This window comes from Allobosea sp. TND4EK4 (genome assembly GCF_900156025.1).
In the GTDB taxonomy this organism is placed as follows: domain Bacteria; phylum Pseudomonadota; class Alphaproteobacteria; order Rhizobiales; family Beijerinckiaceae; genus Allobosea.
In genome coordinates, this window is the sequence record NZ_FTMO01000022.1 from 36067 (window position 1) to 52231 (window position 16165).

General features: G+C 60.8%; 15 protein-coding genes and 4 pseudogenes. 12 read left to right on the forward strand and 7 right to left on the reverse strand.

What is annotated here, in order from left to right:
• Positions 1 to 109 precede the first annotated feature (109 nt).
• Positions 110 to 1540, forward strand: coding sequence for a helix-turn-helix domain-containing protein (locus BW981_RS19805; protein WP_076442348.1), 1431 nt, complete (start codon positions 110 to 112; stop codon positions 1538 to 1540).
• Between the two features lie 73 nt (positions 1541 to 1613).
• On the opposite strand, the gene BW981_RS23530 is transcribed toward BW981_RS19805, so the two are convergent.
• From BW981_RS23530 to BW981_RS19830, 5 genes and pseudogenes are all read right to left on the reverse strand, one after another.
• A complete protein-coding gene (locus BW981_RS23530; RefSeq protein ID WP_076442350.1) occupies positions 1614 to 2084 on the reverse strand; it encodes an IS5 family transposase in 471 nt (156 codons plus the stop codon).
• A 5-nt stretch (positions 2085 to 2089) separates the two neighbouring features.
• Positions 2090 to 2428: pseudogene (locus BW981_RS23535) on the reverse strand (IS5 family transposase); the annotation flags it as partial.
• Between the two features lie 83 nt (positions 2429 to 2511).
• Positions 2512 to 2667, reverse strand: a pseudogene (locus tag BW981_RS19820) (IS3 family transposase); the annotation flags it as partial.
• 70 nt (positions 2668 to 2737) lie between these two features.
• A complete protein-coding gene (locus BW981_RS19825) occupies positions 2738 to 3256 on the reverse strand; it encodes a flavin reductase family protein (RefSeq protein ID WP_076442353.1) in 519 nt (172 codons plus the stop codon).
• Between the two features lie 89 nt (positions 3257 to 3345).
• Positions 3346 to 3930: a MarR family winged helix-turn-helix transcriptional regulator gene (locus BW981_RS19830; protein ID WP_076442355.1), complete on the reverse strand. Its 585-nt coding sequence runs from the start codon at positions 3928 to 3930 to the stop codon at positions 3346 to 3348.
• 268 nt (positions 3931 to 4198) lie between these two features.
• Between BW981_RS19830 and BW981_RS19835 the strand changes: the two genes are divergently transcribed.
• From BW981_RS19835 to BW981_RS19875, 9 genes are all read left to right on the forward strand, one after another.
• A complete protein-coding gene (locus BW981_RS19835; RefSeq protein WP_076442382.1) occupies positions 4199 to 5386 on the forward strand; it encodes an ABC transporter substrate-binding protein in 1188 nt (395 codons plus the stop codon).
• An 11-nt stretch (positions 5387 to 5397) separates the two neighbouring features.
• A complete protein-coding gene (locus tag BW981_RS19840; protein ID WP_076442357.1) occupies positions 5398 to 6270 on the forward strand; it encodes a branched-chain amino acid ABC transporter permease in 873 nt (290 codons plus the stop codon).
• Complete coding sequence (locus tag BW981_RS19845; RefSeq protein ID WP_076442358.1) at positions 6267 to 7292, forward strand: branched-chain amino acid ABC transporter permease; 1026 nt, start codon at positions 6267 to 6269, stop codon at positions 7290 to 7292. The genes BW981_RS19840 and BW981_RS19845 overlap by 4 nt, the downstream gene beginning before the upstream one ends.
• Positions 7289 to 8041, forward strand: a complete 753-nt coding sequence (locus tag BW981_RS19850; RefSeq protein WP_076442360.1) for an ABC transporter ATP-binding protein — start codon at positions 7289 to 7291, stop codon at positions 8039 to 8041. Before BW981_RS19845 ends, BW981_RS19850 begins: the two co-directional genes overlap by 4 nt.
• Positions 8034 to 8756, forward strand: a complete 723-nt coding sequence (locus BW981_RS19855; RefSeq protein ID WP_076442362.1) for an ABC transporter ATP-binding protein — start codon at positions 8034 to 8036, stop codon at positions 8754 to 8756. The genes BW981_RS19850 and BW981_RS19855 overlap by 8 nt, the downstream gene beginning before the upstream one ends.
• Positions 8757 to 8860: 104 nt before the next feature.
• Positions 8861 to 10330, forward strand: coding sequence for a 4-hydroxyphenylacetate 3-hydroxylase family protein (locus tag BW981_RS19860; RefSeq protein ID WP_076442364.1), 1470 nt, complete (start codon positions 8861 to 8863; stop codon positions 10328 to 10330).
• 34 nt (positions 10331 to 10364) lie between these two features.
• Positions 10365 to 10880, forward strand: coding sequence for a cupin domain-containing protein (locus tag BW981_RS19865; protein ID WP_076442366.1), 516 nt, complete (start codon positions 10365 to 10367; stop codon positions 10878 to 10880).
• 51 nt (positions 10881 to 10931) lie between these two features.
• Entirely contained in the window at positions 10932 to 11756 is an 825-nt protein-coding gene (locus BW981_RS19870) for an alpha/beta fold hydrolase (protein ID WP_076442368.1), read from the forward strand.
• Positions 11753 to 12553, forward strand: coding sequence for an aspartate dehydrogenase (locus tag BW981_RS19875; RefSeq protein WP_076442370.1), 801 nt, complete (start codon positions 11753 to 11755; stop codon positions 12551 to 12553). Before BW981_RS19870 ends, BW981_RS19875 begins: the two co-directional genes overlap by 4 nt.
• A 52-nt stretch (positions 12554 to 12605) precedes the next feature.
• Here BW981_RS19875 and BW981_RS19880 read toward each other — a convergent pair.
• Both BW981_RS19880 and BW981_RS22750 read right to left on the reverse strand, forming a co-directional pair.
• A protein-coding gene (locus tag BW981_RS19880; protein WP_280174209.1) for an IS630 family transposase occupies positions 12606 to 13494 on the reverse strand; the annotation gives its coding sequence in 2 pieces (ribosomal slippage) (positions 12606 to 13211 and positions 13213 to 13494; 888 coding nt in all).
• 197 nt (positions 13495 to 13691) lie between these two features.
• A complete protein-coding gene (locus tag BW981_RS22750; protein ID WP_139333862.1) occupies positions 13692 to 13919 on the reverse strand; it encodes a hypothetical protein in 228 nt (75 codons plus the stop codon).
• A gap of 75 nt (positions 13920 to 13994) precedes the next feature.
• Between BW981_RS22750 and BW981_RS19885 the strand changes: the two are divergent.
• A pseudogene (locus BW981_RS19885) lies at positions 13995 to 14129 on the forward strand (IS3 family transposase); the annotation flags it as partial.
• 441 nt (positions 14130 to 14570) lie between these two features.
• Positions 14571 to 16165 (forward strand): annotated as a pseudogene (locus BW981_RS22755) (hypothetical protein); the annotation flags it as partial.

Below are 16165 nucleotides of genomic sequence, written 5' to 3' on the forward strand. Positions count from 1 at the left end.
TAATCGCAGTCCGGCAGTGGTACGTTTCGCCTGAAATAGGGCACGCGGCGTTGCTCGTCTCGGCAATCCGTGCCAATTTGCAAAATTGCGAAACAGGCAAATTTGCAAAATGAAACGCAAGATTTTCGCCGGCCCGGCCGTCCGCAGATTGCGGGAGGAAGCGGGCTGGCCACAGCAAATCCTAGCCCGGAAGATCGGCATTTCACCGAGCTACCTGAACCAAATCGAACGGTCGCAGCGACCGCTCAGCGCCGCCGTCCTCGTGGAGCTGACGCGGGTCTTTCGCGTAGACGTCTCGCAAATCTCGAACAGCGACGGGGACCGGCTGCTGATCGATTTGCAAGATGCCCTATCCGATCCGATCCTCGCTCACCCTGCCCCCCCATCAGTCGAATTGCAGGCGGCCATCCAGCATGCGCCCAGCATCGCGAAGGCCGTTATCAGACTCCAGGCCGCCCATCGGGCGCTGGAGGACAAGTACCAGGCATTGGACCAGACCTTGTTACACTCGGAAGCGAGCCCCGCGGCCAGCACCCTCGCCTTTCCCTATGACGAGGTGCGCGATTTCTTCCACCGGATTGGCAATTATGTCGATGATCTGGACCGGCAGGCGGAGACGACCCAAGTGGAGCTCGGCGCCGATGTCTCCGCCCTGCCCGGCGCCCTGATCGACCGGCTCGAGTTGCGCCACCGGCTCTCGGTCGAAATCGACCGGTCCTTAGGGTTGGATCGGCCGATCAGACAGTTCGACCGGGCTTCCCGAACCTTGCGCATCGACGGCTGCACCGACGCTCCCAGCCAAACCTTCGCGCTTGCTCACCAACTAGCCCTGTTCGAGGCGCAGGACGTTACGACGGAGGTTCTGGCGCAGGCCGGCTTCCGCAGCGCGAGCGCCAACGCCGTCTGCTCGGTCGCCCTCGCCAACTACTTCGCCGGCGCGCTCATGCTGCCCTATCGGAAATTCCTGGATGACGCCCGGCTGCATCGACACGACCTCGGCGTCCTGATGCATCTTTTCGGGGCGAGCCTCGAACAGGTGGCGCACCGCCTCTCCACCTTGCAGCGGCCCGGCGCGCGGGGCGTGCCGTTCTATTTTCTTCGCATTGACCGCGCCGGAAACATCACCAAGCGCCACAGCGCGACCCGCCTGCGCTTTGCGCGCTATGGTGGAGCCTGCCCGCTCTGGAATGTGCACCAGGCCTTCGAAACGCCTGACCGCATGCTCGCGCAGATCGCGGAGATGCCCGACGGGACGCGGTATCTCTCGCTGGCGCAAGCAATCACGAAAGCTGGGATCGGACATAGCGCCGCGCGTCGGCGCTATGCGATCGGGTTGGGCTGCGAATTGGCGGACGCCGGCCAGCTCGTCTATGCGGACGAGCTCGATACCAAGAACCTCAAATCCATCGTCCAGATTGGGACGAGCTGCCGGCTCTGTGAACGGTCCACCTGCTCGCAACGGGCTTTCCCGCCGGCCGGTGCGTCGATCCAGATCGATCCCGACATTCGCAAAGCCGTCCCGTACCGGCTGATTGATTAAACAACCAAGAACATCCAACCGTTAAAGCAGAGCTGTTCACTGAATAGCTCCGAGTTTCGTGGACGCCATCGGGCTAGCGCCCGTGGACAAATGGTATCCATAGTTTGACTGCGGCAATAGCGACGAAGCCGAGGTAGGATTCTTTGGTCTTGTCGTAGCGGGTCGCGACGCGTCGCCAGTTCTTGAGCTTGTTGAAGAGCCGCTCGATCTGGTTGCGCCATTTGTATTTGGCTTTGTCGTGCGGGATGGGCTCGCGCCGATTGCTCTTTGCCGGGATGACGGCTTCGATGTCGGCCTCAGCGATCTCCTCGCGAATGGCGTCTGCATCATAGCCCTTGTCAGCGAGGAACGCCTCGATCCGGTCGGAAATCATCCGGAAAAGGGGCGCAAAGCCCTGGATGTCGTGGGTTTGCCCGGGCGTCAGGAGGAAACCGAGCGGACGGCCTTTTGCATCGCATCGGGCATGGAGCTTGGTGGTGAAGCCGCCGCGCGATCGGCCAAGCGCCTCGGCCTCCTGAGACCCCTTTTTATGCCGACCGCACAATGATGCGCCCGGACAATCGTGCTGTCGATCATGTCGGCGCTTCGATCCCGCTCGACCAGTTCGGCCAGGGTTTCGAGCATCGCCTCGAATACGCCGGTCTCGACCCAGCGGCGGTAACGGCGGAAGACGCTGTTCCACTTGCCATATTCGTCAGGCAGATGCCGCCATTGTGCGCCGGTGCGCGCCATCCACATCATGCCTTCGAAATAGCGTCGATTGTCCTGGGCAGGGCGGCAGCCGCGCCCTCGTTCAGCAGGAAGAAGCGGACCGATCAGCGCCCATTCCTCGCCCGTCAAACCAATCCATTCGCCCAAGGCTGCCTCCAAAGAGGAGCCTTGAATCAAAACCGGATTCCGCAGTCAACCTTTGTCCACGAGCGCTAGATAACGTGCTGTCGTCCGAACTCGACGGGTGACAGCATCCCGTTCGCGTAAAGCGTCTTCACGTCGATCACCGGAGCTGGCGCTGCGACCTTCGCCTCGCCATCGAAGACGCCCACAGCCCCGTCGAGAAGCGGATTGCGCCACGGCATGATCTGGCTCGGATGAACATCGAACTGCCGTGCCAGCTCGACGATCGTCTTTCCGAGGACGCGACATGCGGCATCGAAACAACGATGCTCAGGCATCGAGATTCAGCTCGCTACTGCGCCGTCAGAGACTGCAACTGGCCGCATTCAGCGTGGCGTATTGCGAGCCAAAAAAGAGCAGCGGGTCTGGCAGATCCCCCAGACGGGCCAGTGTCAGCTCCCCGAGAAGAATGGAATGATCGCCAGCCTTGACGGCGATGTGCCGACGACATTCCAGGACCGCTACGCTCGGCTCGATAACTCGGATGCCCAGTTCGGTCGTCCGATAGGGTACATCCTCCCACGCTTTGTCACCGGCCTTTGCAAACCGTTGCGAGATCGCCCGTTGCCCGGCTCCCAGGATACTGATGCAGAAGTGTGGCGCCGTCTCCAGAGCCGGACCGCAGCGCAAATGCTTACCCAGGCAGATCGAGATCAAAGGCGGATCGAGCGATACCGACGAAAAGGAGTTCATCGTGACGGCCAAGTGCTCGTTGCCCGTGCGCGCTGTGACGACTACGACACCTGTCGCAAATCGCCCGAGGACCTGTCTGAGATCCGGGAGCGGGTTCAAACGTACGCTGTCCTGGCTGGAATCGCCCATGCTCGTTTCCCCATGAAGCTTTTGCGTGGCGGTTGGCGCCATCGCCTCATTGGGTAATTATTTATATAAGTTAGTTATATATGTCTATCTCATTTTTCCTGCGATCTTTGCCAGGGACCGCGCGCTGAAGGCTCCGGCTTCCATTGCGGCGATTCCAGATGATGAACAGCGACCTCAAGGTCCCTGACGAGCGCTTTCACGAGGCGCTGGAGCGATTGAGCGTCAGCGGCGTCGAACGAACCAAAGATGGCATCGTTCGTCATCATGCGGATGGTTGAGACCTTTTTGACGTGTTCAACTCCTTCTTCCGTCAGCGATAGCAAGGAACTGCGCCTATCATTGTCGTCCGGCCGCTTGGCCACATATCCAGCTTTGATCAGCTTATTGATCTCGACGGTGATAAATGGACCGGAGACGTGCAGCTTCGTCGACAGGTCGCGTACGGTGGTCTCGCGCAGTTCGGCGATAGCGACCATCATGCTGTATTGCGGTCCCGATACGCCGATATAGGCGCCGTAGTATTCTCGCGCCTTCAGCATCAGCGCTGAAACCTGGAGCAGGCCGTAGATCGTCTGTCGGAAGCCCGCGTCGCAGCCATCCTTCAAGAAGGTCGGAAGCGAGGTGCTGAGCGGGGGGAAGCGTTCGTGCTTCTCTTGTGGTTCGACTTTTTTCACGACACCGTATTCTCTGATTTTGGCTTCGTGTCAGCGAAGCCCTACGTCCACGTCGATCAACCATACTTCAAGCGCCTCTTTGGCGCCAGAAAGTTATCAAACCTACATAATTTAGTTTCCTAGCTTTCTCCTCTTGAGTGAGAGTCCGCGACCGCGCAGCGCGTCACTGCCAGCGCCCTAAAAAATAGATTGAAATTATATAATTTACCTATCTAATAGCCCCTGCAGACACCTGCCATGAGAGCAGCGAAACACGAAGGGGATGGACATGATACTCACCCACAGATTGGTCGGGCTTGTGGCCTTGTGTGCGCTTGCAGCGCCATCCGTCAGCGCGGATACCGTCGTAAAGGTTGGATCGGTGCTTGCGTTGACGGGGCCCTTTGCCTCGATGGGCGAGGGCGTCGACAGAGGCGCGGCGCTCTACATGAAGCTGAACAGGGACAAGCTGCCCAAAGGAGTCAGCATCGAACTTATTCGGCGGGACAATGCCGGGCCCAATCCGACAGCAGCGAAGCGCCTGGTCCAGGAAATGGTTGTCCGGGATCAGATCAAATACCTGACGGGGGCGATTTTCACGCCTGATGCCGCAGCCATCGCTCCGCTCGCGACGGAGGCGAAGCTGCCCTTCATCCTGCCGAATGCGTCGACGTCCAGTCTGACCAGGATGTCGCCGTATATTGTCCGCGTCTCCCTGACCCAGTGGCAGCTTGCCTATCCCATGGGCGAGTGGGCTGCCAAGAAAGGCTACAAAACAGCTTACATCGTGGTGGCTGATTACGCCCCCGGACACGACACCCAGGAAGCCTTTACCCGAGCCTTTGTCGGCAAGGGAGGGCAGATTACCGGCGTGCTTCGTATACCGCAGAACGTGACGGATTTTGCTCCCTACATGCAGCGCATAAAGGACGCTAAGCCCGATATGGTTTTCATGTACATCAACTCCCGCATCGCTGCCCTCAAGGCATATGAAGCGGCTGGATTGAAGGCGGCCGGAATCCAGTTGATGGGGCCAGGCGACCTTCTGAACGACGACGAGATGCCAGCGATCGGCACCGCCGCGGAGGGGGTGATCACAGGCGGTATCTACACTTCCAATCTGGTCGACCCGAGTCCGCAGAACGTCGCTTTTCTCAAAGCCTGGGCGACCGAGTACGGAGCGGACAACAAGCCAAGCTATCTCGGTGTCACCGGTTGGGATTCGATGGATATGATCTTCAGCGCCATCGCCAAGCTCGGACCGGACGCCAAGCCGGAAGCCATCCTGGAGTTTCTTTCCAACTGGAAGAGTGACTCGGGAGCCCGCGGGGCGATCTCGATTGATCCGAAAACGCGCGATATCGTTCAATCCGTCGTCGTCAATCGAATGGAAAACATCGACGGGAAAATGATGAACCGGCGAATTGATGTCATTCCCGACGTCAAGGATCCGTGGAAAATCATCAATCCTGAATAGGGCTCCTCGTCATGGCTCTGTTCCAAACAGTGCTCGGCGTGCTTCTGCACGGCCTCGCCTATGCGATGGTTCTCTACCTGATCTCCGTTGGCCTGTCGGTCACGATGGGCCTGCTCGGGATTGCGAATCTTGCCCACGGTATATTCGCCATGGCAGGCGGCTACCTAACGATGACACTTTTGTCTGCGCAGGGATGGTCTCTGCCGCTTGCGCTGGCAGTCTCGTTTCTCGGCATCGCTACGCTCGGAGCGATCATGGAGCGTTTGCTTTATGCAAGGCTCCATGGAGCTTCCGAACTGGATCAGGTTCTCTTCTCGATCGGGCTGATTTTCATCGGCACGGCCGCTTTTCAGTATGTCTTTGGCCCGCTCGCCATTCGTGTTTCGCTGCCAGCAGCTTTGCGTGGTGCGATCAGTTTCGGGGAATTCTCCTTCCCGACCTACCGTGCCTTGTTGATCGTCAGCGGCGTTGCGGTTTTCGCGGCGCTTTGGCTTTCGATCGAGCACACACTCATTGGCGCCCGGGTGCGGGCCACGGTCGAAAACCCGACGATGGCCAAGACCCTCGGAGTCAACACGCGACTCCTCTACACTGGGGTCTTCGCGCTCGGCTCCGGGCTGGCGGCACTGGGAGGCTCCCTCGGCGCGGAGCTGATCCCGCTGTTCCCGAACTATGCCAGCGTGCATCTCGCGAGCTTTCTGATCGTTGTCGCCGTTGGCGGGCTGGGAACGATCAAGGGGCCGTTCTTTGCGGCGATCTTGCTCGGTGTGGCCGATACGGCCTGCAAACTCATCGCGCCGGACATGGCGGCATTTTTCACCTACGCGGCTGTTTTTGCGATTTTGACCGTCAAGCCCAACGGCCTCTTTGGAATAGCCAAATGAACTCGTCTCTGAAGGCTTCGATCATTGACGCCCATCAGCGCCGTGACAGGCTTCACCCGTACGAGGTGCTGCCCTGGCTCACTGCCGCGTTGATTTTCTTTCTGTTCCCGCAGTTTCTGAACCTTGGCGCCCACGTCCTCGTCACGATCATATTCGTCCTGTCGATGGATCTTTTGATCGGCTATGCTGGAATTGTGACGCTCGGACACGCCGCATTCTATGGTGCCGGCGCCTACGCTGCGGGCATCCTTTGTGTTTCGGCCGGGATCAACGAACCTTTCACCGGACTGGCTGTCGGGACAATTGTCGGCGGGGTCGTCGGCATTCTGTCAGGGCTCATGATCCTGCGGACCCGAGGTCTTGCCCTTCTGATCTTGAGCTTGGCCCTGCTGTTGTTGCTCCAGGAAGCGGCGAACCAAGCTTCGGCCTGGACCGGCGGAGCCGATGGGCTTTCGGGAATGTCGATGGCCCCCCTGTTTGGAAAATATCGCTTCGGCCTCGACGGAAAGGTCATCTACCTCTACTCCCTCGGCGTCCTCTTCGTTTGCTGGCTGTTTCTGCGAATGCTGCTGGCGACGCCCTTTGGACGTTCTGTCGTCGGGATTCGCGAGAATGCGGTTCGGATGGCCGCGATCGGTGCCAACGTGAGACGCCGCGAACTCGCGATCTTCACGATTGCGGCTGCCATGGCTGGCCTGGCGGGCGCATTGGCGGCCCAGATCGATCAGTTCGTCTCGCTCAACATGTTGAGTTTCGAATTGTCCGGAATGGTTCTGGTCATTCTGGCACTTGGCGGAGTTAGTCGGCTGTACGGGGCATTTCTCGGGACACCCGTATTCTTCATCGCGCAGGATTATCTATCCAAGGACAATCCCGTATACTGGAATTTTTGGCTTGGGTTGCTGCTTGTCGCGATCGTCCTGTTCGCGCGTGGCGGAGTTTTGGGAATTCTCGCCCGCGGTTTTGGCCGCATGCGGTTGCAACCTGCCGCGTCTTCCGCGCTAAGCCAGGCTCGGTCATGACCGCTTTGCTTGCGACACAGGCCCTCTGTAAGAGCTTCGGCCCGCTGGTTGTCACGGATCATGTCGATTTCGTCCTGTGGCCCGGCGCAAGACACGCGCTGATTGGGCCGAATGGCGCTGGAAAGACCACTTTCGTCAACCTGCTCACCGGGAATCTCAGGCCAACGAGTGGCACGATCTCCCTCCTCGGCGAGGATGTGACGTCCCTGTCCTTCGACAGCCGCGTCAGAAAGGGCTTGGTCAGGACATTTCAGATCAACCAGCTCCTGATGGCCCTGAGCGTTCTTGAGAACGTCCAGCTGGCAGTTCTCGAGCGCGAGCGTGTCGGCTCACGGCCGCTTCCCGCCGTTGCCGTCCAGAGAAGAGCAGCCGAAGAGGCGCTGGACCTGCTGGAAGCCTTCGGCCTGGCAGAAGTTGCCCTCGATCGCGTCGCGACTTTGCCCTACGGCCGGCAACGTCTGGTTGAAGTCGTCGTTGCGATGGCCATGCGCCCCAAAGTGCTCCTCCTGGACGAGCCCGCGGCCGGCGTGCCTCCATCCGATTCCCGAAAAATGATGGAACTCATCGGCAGTCTTCCTGGCGACATGGCCGTCCTGATTATCGAGCACGACATGGACCTGGTGTTTCGTTTCGCCCAGGAAATTACCGTCCTCGCGCAGGGAGCCGTGCTTTGTCAGGGCAATCCTGGTCAGATCGTGGACAATCCCCTCGTCCGAGAAGTTTACCTGGGGACCCAATCTCATGGCTGAGCGCGGCGAACTTCCCCTCCTTGCATGCGAAAACCTGCGTGCCGGATGGGGCGAGACGGAAGTGCTGAACGGCGTCGGCTTCGATCTGAATGCCGGCGAAACGATAGCGATTCTCGGGCGCAACGGCGTAGGCAAGACCACGTTGCTGTCGACGATTATGGGGCGTGCCCGCTTTCGCGGTGGGTCTGTACGCTTTGACGGCGTCGCGCTGGGCAATCGATCGATCGAGGCGCGGAGCCGCAGCGGGATTGGCCTCGTCCCGCAAGAACGCGAGATCTTCCGAAGCCTCACCGTCGAAGAGAACCTCCGTATTGCAGGGCGCTCCCGCGCTGAAGGCATCGATCAGGTGTACGATCTGTTTCCACGCCTCGCTGAGCGCCGCCGCAACATGGGCGGCCATTTGTCCGGAGGCGAACAGCAGATGCTGGCGATCGCGCGTGCGCTCATGGCCGAACCCAAGTTGCTCATGCTGGATGAGCCGATGGAGGGGCTTGCACCGGTCATCGTCGAGATGTTGATCGCTGCGATCAACAAGATCAGGGACGAGCGCCGGATCGCGATCCTGTTGGTGGAACAGCATGTCTCGATCGCGCTGTCGCTTGCGCATCGCGCCGTGGTTCTCGATCACGGCACGATTGTCTACGACAACGGCCGGGACCGCGATCCCGATCATGACCAGATCGAACAGCTGATCGCACTTCGTCACGCGGCCTGAAGCGTCACAGGCGATTTTGCGCTGGACGTCCTTTATCAATTTATATAACTAAGTTATATAATAATGATATCCAACTAACCAGGCACTACGACGGGGAGCATGCGATGATTCTGAGCGGCCGGGACTATCTGGAGAGCATCAGGGACGGGCGGACGATCTATGTCGGTGGCGAGCAGATCAAGGACGCGACGACCCACCCGGCATTTCGCGGGGCGGCGCAGACTTTCGCAGCCATCTACGATCTGAAGGCCTCGCCCGAACTCCGCGACGAGATGACTTTCGAGGAAGGCGGCGAGCGCTTCTCGATGCACTATCTGCAACCGAGAACCCAGGAGGATCTGCGCCGGCGTCATCGTGCCCATCGCCGCATCACCGATTTCACGCTTGGTCTGATGGGGAGGACGCCGGATACCGTTGCCAGCAGCATCACGGGCATGACGCTCGCCCGCGAGGTGTTTGAGCGGCCAGGCGGCTATGCCGACAACCTCGAAAACATCTATCGGCATATGCGCCGCAATGACGTCTTCTGCACTTACGCGATCGTGCCTCCGCAGGGCGCGCGCAGCAAGGAATTCTACAACAACAAGGTGCGGCAACCGGCCCTTCAGGTCACTGCGGAGGATGACCGCGGCGTGACGTTGAATGGCATGAAAATGCTCGCAACCAGCGCTGCATACGCGCATGAAGTTCTCATCGGCAATGTGATGCCGCTGGACGCGGCCCGCCGGAAGGAAGCTATCACCTGCGTCATCCCCCTGAATTTGCCGGGGCTTTCACTTTGGGCCCGCCGGCCGTTCAACCGCAGCGGCGAAGCTGAGTTCGATGCCCCGCTGACCGCAAGATACGACGAATCCGACTGCATGCTCGTCTTCAAGGATGTACATGTGCCGTGGGAGAAGGTCATCGTTCACGACGACGCGGAACTCTCTCGTAATATTTACCATCATACCCCCGCGCATGTGATCGCCAACCATCAGTGCATGGTCCGGTTTTCGACCAAGATGAGGACGTTCCTCGGAATGGCGAACCTGATCACGCGAGCCACCGGAGCGCATGAGATTCCCGCTGTTCGCGAAGTTCTGGGCAGACTGGCCGCGGCCGAGGCGGGCTTCAGCGCGATGGTAGCCGGTCAGATCGAGAATTACGAGAAGGTCGGCGACTCCGGTGTAATGTACGGGCGGCGCGAGCTCTACGGGGCAATCCATTGGGCCATGGAGCAGCACAGCGCCATCATCGACACGCTTCGAGAGTTGATGGGGGGCGGGCATTTTCAGTTCCCCGCGGACATCGGCATTCTTCAGAATGAGGAATTGGCCGAGACTTTTCAGGAGCTCTGGGCCTCCGGCGCAATCTCCGCCGTCGATCGAATGCGCGTGTTCAAATTCGCGTGGGATCTCATCGGATCGGATCTCGCCAGCCGGGCTACATCCTATGAAAAGTTCTTCGTTGGGCCGGCCTTCGCCGTCAGGAACTACAATTTCATCTATACGCCCTGGGATCGCTTCAGCAGCTCCATCGAGGACGCCATGGCTCGCTACGACGCGCCTATGCCCCTTGGAATTGCCGCTCAGTAAATCGCGTGAACCCAGTTAAACAGCGGAGTGATCGATGACCACGCAACAGAGCGAGAGCAAAGCGATCGTCTTGGGACCCGATGACGGGGACAGCTTTTGGCAACCTCTCCCCGCCAACGGCTTCGTTCGCAATCTCCTGAACACGGCGAAAACCGGTGGCGCTGCCCAATTCTCGATGGGGACCCAGACGGTCGCAGCAAACAGCTTCATCCGTGAACACACGCATGAGGATCATGAAGAGATCATCTTTGTTCTCCAGGGGCGGGGCATTGCCAGGATTGAAGGCGTCGATCATCCGCTGGAGGCAGGATCCTGCGCCTACATCGGATCGGGGATAAAGCACCATTTCCTCAACCCCAATGACGAGCCGCTAAGCTTCACAGTCTTGCTGATGCCGGGTGGTTTGGATGATTTCTTTGCCAGAATCGGACGGGCAAAGACGCCTGGAGACACGGCGCCCGAACCCTTTCCGCGCCCAGAGAACATCGCTGAAATCGAGCGGGAAACCGTGTTCGGGTGGGTCGATTCCAGCTTCAACCAGAAGAAATAGGCAATTCGCATTGGGCGCCGGAACGGCGCCCAATGTTCTTGGAGACCGGGAATGAATCTCCGGCAATGGGCAGATGACGTAGCCGTGGAGGCTGTCACCCCCGATGGCGCCAACCTCAAGGGGTGGATGCGAGGATCGAGCTCGCGGACCTTGCTTCTTGTCAGTGGCCTGGGTGGAAGCGCAGCATTCTGGCGTGCAGCTTCCGCTGCGCTCGCACGCGACTTGCAGGTCCTGCGCTTTGACCAGAGAGGCATCGGGCACAGCACGCGCGGAACGGCAGAGTGCACGATCCGCACACTGGCGGAGGACTGCCTGACCATGTTGGATGCAGCGGGCATCGAGCGCTGCGTCGTTCTCGGGCACTCGACTGGCGGCTGCATTGCCCAAACATTGACTTGCGTCGCACCCGACAGATTCGAGGGGGCGATCCTGAGCGGGACCTGGCTGAAGCCCGGCGCCTACATGCAGAGCCTTTTCGATGCGCGCCGGGAACTCCTGACTGTTTCTCCGGCAGCCTACGCGGTCAACGCGACGCTAATCTCCTATCCGCCGGACTGGCTTCAGAAGAACATGCAGGTCGTTGCAGCATCTCGCGCAAACGCCCCGGCCTCGGCTGAGGCCCGAGCCATCGTCGAGCAGCGAATTGAGGCGTTGCTGGCATTCGACGGGACCGAACAAGCCTCTCAGCTTCAGCTTCCCATCCAAGTGTTCAGCGCCCGCGACGATCTCGTCATTCCGTCGTTCATGCAAGACGAATTGGTCGCTGCGTTGCCGCAGGCGAGTCTCGTGAACTTCAGGCAAGGAGGGCATTTTTTCCCCGTGTCGCGTCATGACGCTTTCGTCAGGAAAGTCCGTTCTTGGATCAAAAAACTATGAAGAAGAACATCGTAACAATAGGTTTTGGATCGATAGCTGCCGACCTCATTCAACAACTGCAAGCCCAGAGCACGCGCTACGCCGTTGCAGTGCTGTTGCGGCCCGGGTCTCAATCTCGAAGCCGTGTGCCAACTGATATCGCAGTTCTCGAGGATATCGCCCAGGTCTGCGAATTCGCACCTGATCTTGTCGTAGAGGCGGCAGGCCACCAATCGGTACGCGACACCGTCCCCGCTCTGCTGGCCGCCGGTTTCCCGGTTCTACTGTCATCAATTGGCGCGCTAGGTGATGACGAATTCCGCAGCCGCCTCGAATGGACGGCAATGGAGCATGGAACTCGTATCATGCTCGCGTCCGGGGCTCTTGGCGCGCTTGACTACGTTCGAGCTGTTCGAGATGCGCGAGAGCCCGTCATTACGTACGAGTCCCGCAAGCCGGTGAAGGCGTGGGAAGCCGAACTTCGGCAACTCGGGCAGGAGCCCGAAACCTTGTCCGAATCGATCACCCTTTTTGAAGGAAGTGCGCGTCAGGCAGCGGCCGCGTATCCGCAGAACCTAAACGTCGCCGCCGCCCTTGCTCTCGCTGGGACCGGTTTCGAAGGAATACGGGTCAAGGTGGTCTGCGATCCCGAGTTGCAAAGCAACGTGCATCTGGTGCGTGTCGATAGCGAGCTGGGATCATTCGAGGCGAGAATCGCCAACTCCCCGTCGAAGTCGAACCCCAAGAGCTCACAAATCGTTGCTCACTCGCTCCATTCGGCGATTGGCCAGTTCTTTGCTCCGATAGTCATTCTATAGGGTATGGCGATCAGCACTGCCCGAACGAGCTATACTCTGGAACGTTTCCGGTTTAATCTGGGTCGTAGGCTGCGGCTTTGAAGTAATTTTCGCATTCGGCTGGCGAGAACAGGTCCACGATGGTGCCGACGGCATCCCAAAGGGCGCTGATCGAGCGCTCGGCTCTGGCTCGGAGCATGGCCTTGAGCTTTGCGAAGGCATTCTCGATCGGGTTCATGTCTCGGCTGTAAGGCGACAGGAAGGATAGCGTCGCGCCGGCGTGTTCGATCGCCTCGCGAACGCCGGCGGGCTTGTGAGCAGGCAGGTTATCCATCACGACGACATCGCCCCGTCTCAAGGTCGGAACCAGGACCTGCTCGACATAAGCCAGGAAGGCTGTGCCGTTCATGGCTCCTTCGTAGACGAAAAGGGCGGTCATGCCGCCGAGGCGCAGGGCTCCGGCGAAGGTCGTCGTCTTCCAACGCCCGTGAGGAATGACAGCCCGGCAGCGCTCGCCGCGCGGGGCACGGCCACACAGGCGGCCCATCTTGGTCGACAGGCCAGTCTCGTCGATGAAGACGAGGCGTTGCGGATCGAGATCGGGCTGGGCCTCGAACCAGTCCCGGCGCCGTCTCAGGACGTCGGGGCGCTCCTGCTCCAGTACATGGGCGGACTTTTTTGAACGTCCAGGTATGTGATCGCAGCCGCGCCATCATCTCGTTCAGCGTGATGTCCTGGCGGTCCTCGGTCAGCCCCACGATGAAGGCTTCTTGCGCATCGAGGCGTGATGCACGCCACCGGCCTTGAACACGCGCCGTCGTCTCGCCTAGCCGGGCCCTCGCGATCCAGCGGATCGCCGTCGAGTTTCCGATCCCTAACCGGGCCGCCTGCCGGGCTGAAAGCCCCGTGCTTGAAGCCGTCAAAACACGTCCACGCAGATCATCGCTCAGTGCTCGTGCCATCGCCCACCTCATCAACGATCACGTTGAATCAGCCGGCCGGCGCCACGTCACATCACACTCGATTCAACCAAGTCCGGAACCGCTCTAGCTGGGCAAAGCGAGCATCGGATTGTCCGGAAGCGGACGTTTCGAGAGTCCGTAAAGGGCCCCGACCGGAAGCGTCGAGACGAGGCGGCCTCGGCTTGCGGCAGACTAAATCATATCGCTATTTCAAACACATAAGTGTTCGCAGTTTTATCCTGAATGGCGCGCCATTTTCGGTCAAAGCTGGGCACCATGGTGCCAGCGTTGACGTTTCCCTGAACGAGACCTTCCGCGAGAGCCTGCTTCGGGCCGAGAATGCGGATTTCGTCGGGGCCGATGACCACGCGATCGACGAACAGATGCAGCCAAGCGCGGCGGAATGCCGGGTCAGCGTTGCGCAACCTCCCCCGTACCTGAGTTGAGAAGGCGGCGACCTGCTCATCTGAGATGCGCGTGCTATGGATGAAGCGCCGGTCCTTCAGTTCGCCACGCTGAGCTGGGTCGACTGGTTCAACAATCGCAGGCTGCTGGAGCCCATCGGCAACATCCCGCCGGCCGAGGCCGAGGAACGCTACTATGCCATGCTGGACGAGCCAGCCATGGCGGCGTGACTCAAACGAAATGGCCTCCGGAAAACCCGCACTGTCCGCTACCTCGGCAGCGAGGTTGATGACGCTCTGATTTTGTCTGAACAGACCGATATCTGATCGAGACGGCGCGGCGGCTCCCGCCGCGCCGCGGCGGGCCAAAAAACCAGTTGTCTCCGCCACAGAGCAGGATGCTTGCGGTGTTTTGAACGTCCGCTCTTTGGCAGAGCGCCAACGTCAGGACGTGGCGCATCGCGCCCGGACCACCGGCCAGGGATTTTGGCCCATGGCCGACGTCCAGAATGTCGGGTTTCCGACTACCAGTAAGGCGCTCTTTGCCGGAGGTCACGACCACGCATTTACGCTCCGCTAACCATACCGGATGGCAAATCGCAGGGAGAGCCGGGGCTGCTTCCCGGTGATTCGGCCGGCCTGGCGATGCGCCCTCCGGTGCCGGGGGGCAGGATGGCAATCGCTGGATTTGATAGAATAGCCGCATTCGGTGTGGCGGGCGCGTATCGAAAACCACTCGCCCGGTCGCGGCTGCGGGCCGCGATGTTGGGCAGCGCGGGCCGGCCTGCTCTTCTGGTCGCCTGCCTCCCAGTGCTGCTGCTGGGCGATCCTTCATCGCCGGGCGCTGCGCGTGCCGCGGACGTGACCATCAGCACCCCGACGACCGGAACACCCGGAACGGGTGGCGGTATTCCCATCGCCGGCGGGGATGGCGCCCAGTACACATCGGGCGAGACGGTCAACGTGAATGCGACGGTCGCTGGCGGTGCGGGCGGAGCAGGCCCCACCTTTCTAGGACAGGGTCTGCGCGGCAGCGCGGGCGGCACCGGCCTCGGATTCGATGCCGGTGGCACGGCCAATGTCAACGCCGCGATCACTGGCGGAGCAGGCGGCGCAGGTGGCAATACCGTCAGCGGCAACGTTAGCGGAGGCGCCGGTGGCGCCGGCGGCGAGGGTCTCGCGTTCAGGGCCGGCGCCGGCACGGCAAATATTGCCGCAACCGTTACGGGAGGCAGTGGCGGCGATGGCGGCACCAGCACTGGTCCCGGCGGCAGCGGCGGCGCGGGCGGCGCGGGTCTGGTGCTGACACAGGGTGGAGCGGCGACCATCAACGCCGCCGTCAGTGGTGGCACGGGGGGCAGCGGCTCCGGTGTTGGTAACGGCGGTGCCGGCGGCGCGGGCCTCGTGCTGACCCAAGGCGGAACGGTGACCATCAATGCCGCCGTTACCGGTGCAAGGGGCGGCAGCAGCGGAGGCGGTAGCGCCGGTACAGGCGGTGTGGGCATCACCGGAGCCGACATGAACCTCACGCTGGGCGGCGGCGCCATCGTCTCCGGCGGCTTCGATGGAGGCGGCTTCACCAGCTCCAACGCAATCACCTTCACCGGCGGCACGAACCGCCTCGAACTCACTTCGGGCGCCACGGTGCTGGGCAATGTGCAGGCAAGCGGCGACAGCACCTTCGTGCTCGGAGGCGCGACCGACGGCACCTTCACCATCAGACAACTCGCGAGCACCTATCAGTTCAAGGGCTTCACCCGTTTCGAAAAGGCGGGCACATCGACCTGGACCCTGACCACGACAGGCAGATTTACCGGTCCAGGTGTCGTCAGCGGCGGCAAGCTCGTCGTCTTGAGCGACATTCACTCTTTCTCCAGCCTGACGGTGAATCCCGGCGGCACGCTCGGCGGCACGGGCACAGTCGGCACGACGACGATTGCCGGCGGCACGCTGGCGCCGGGCAATTCGATCGGCACGCTCAGCGTCGCCGGCAACCTTTCCTTCAGCGCCGGCTCGACCTATGCGGTCGAAGTCTCTCCGACGGCCTCAGACCGCGTCAACGTCACCGGCACGGCGGCGCTCGGCGGCGCCACGGTGGCGGCGTCCTTCGCCGCGGGAACCTATGTCGCCAAGCAGTACACCATCCTCAACGCCACGGGCGGGGTGAACGGCACCTTCGGCACCAAGGCCGACACGAACCTGCCTGCGGGCTTCAAGTCCAGCCTCGGTTACGACGCCAACAACGCCTATCTCACCCTGGCGCTGGA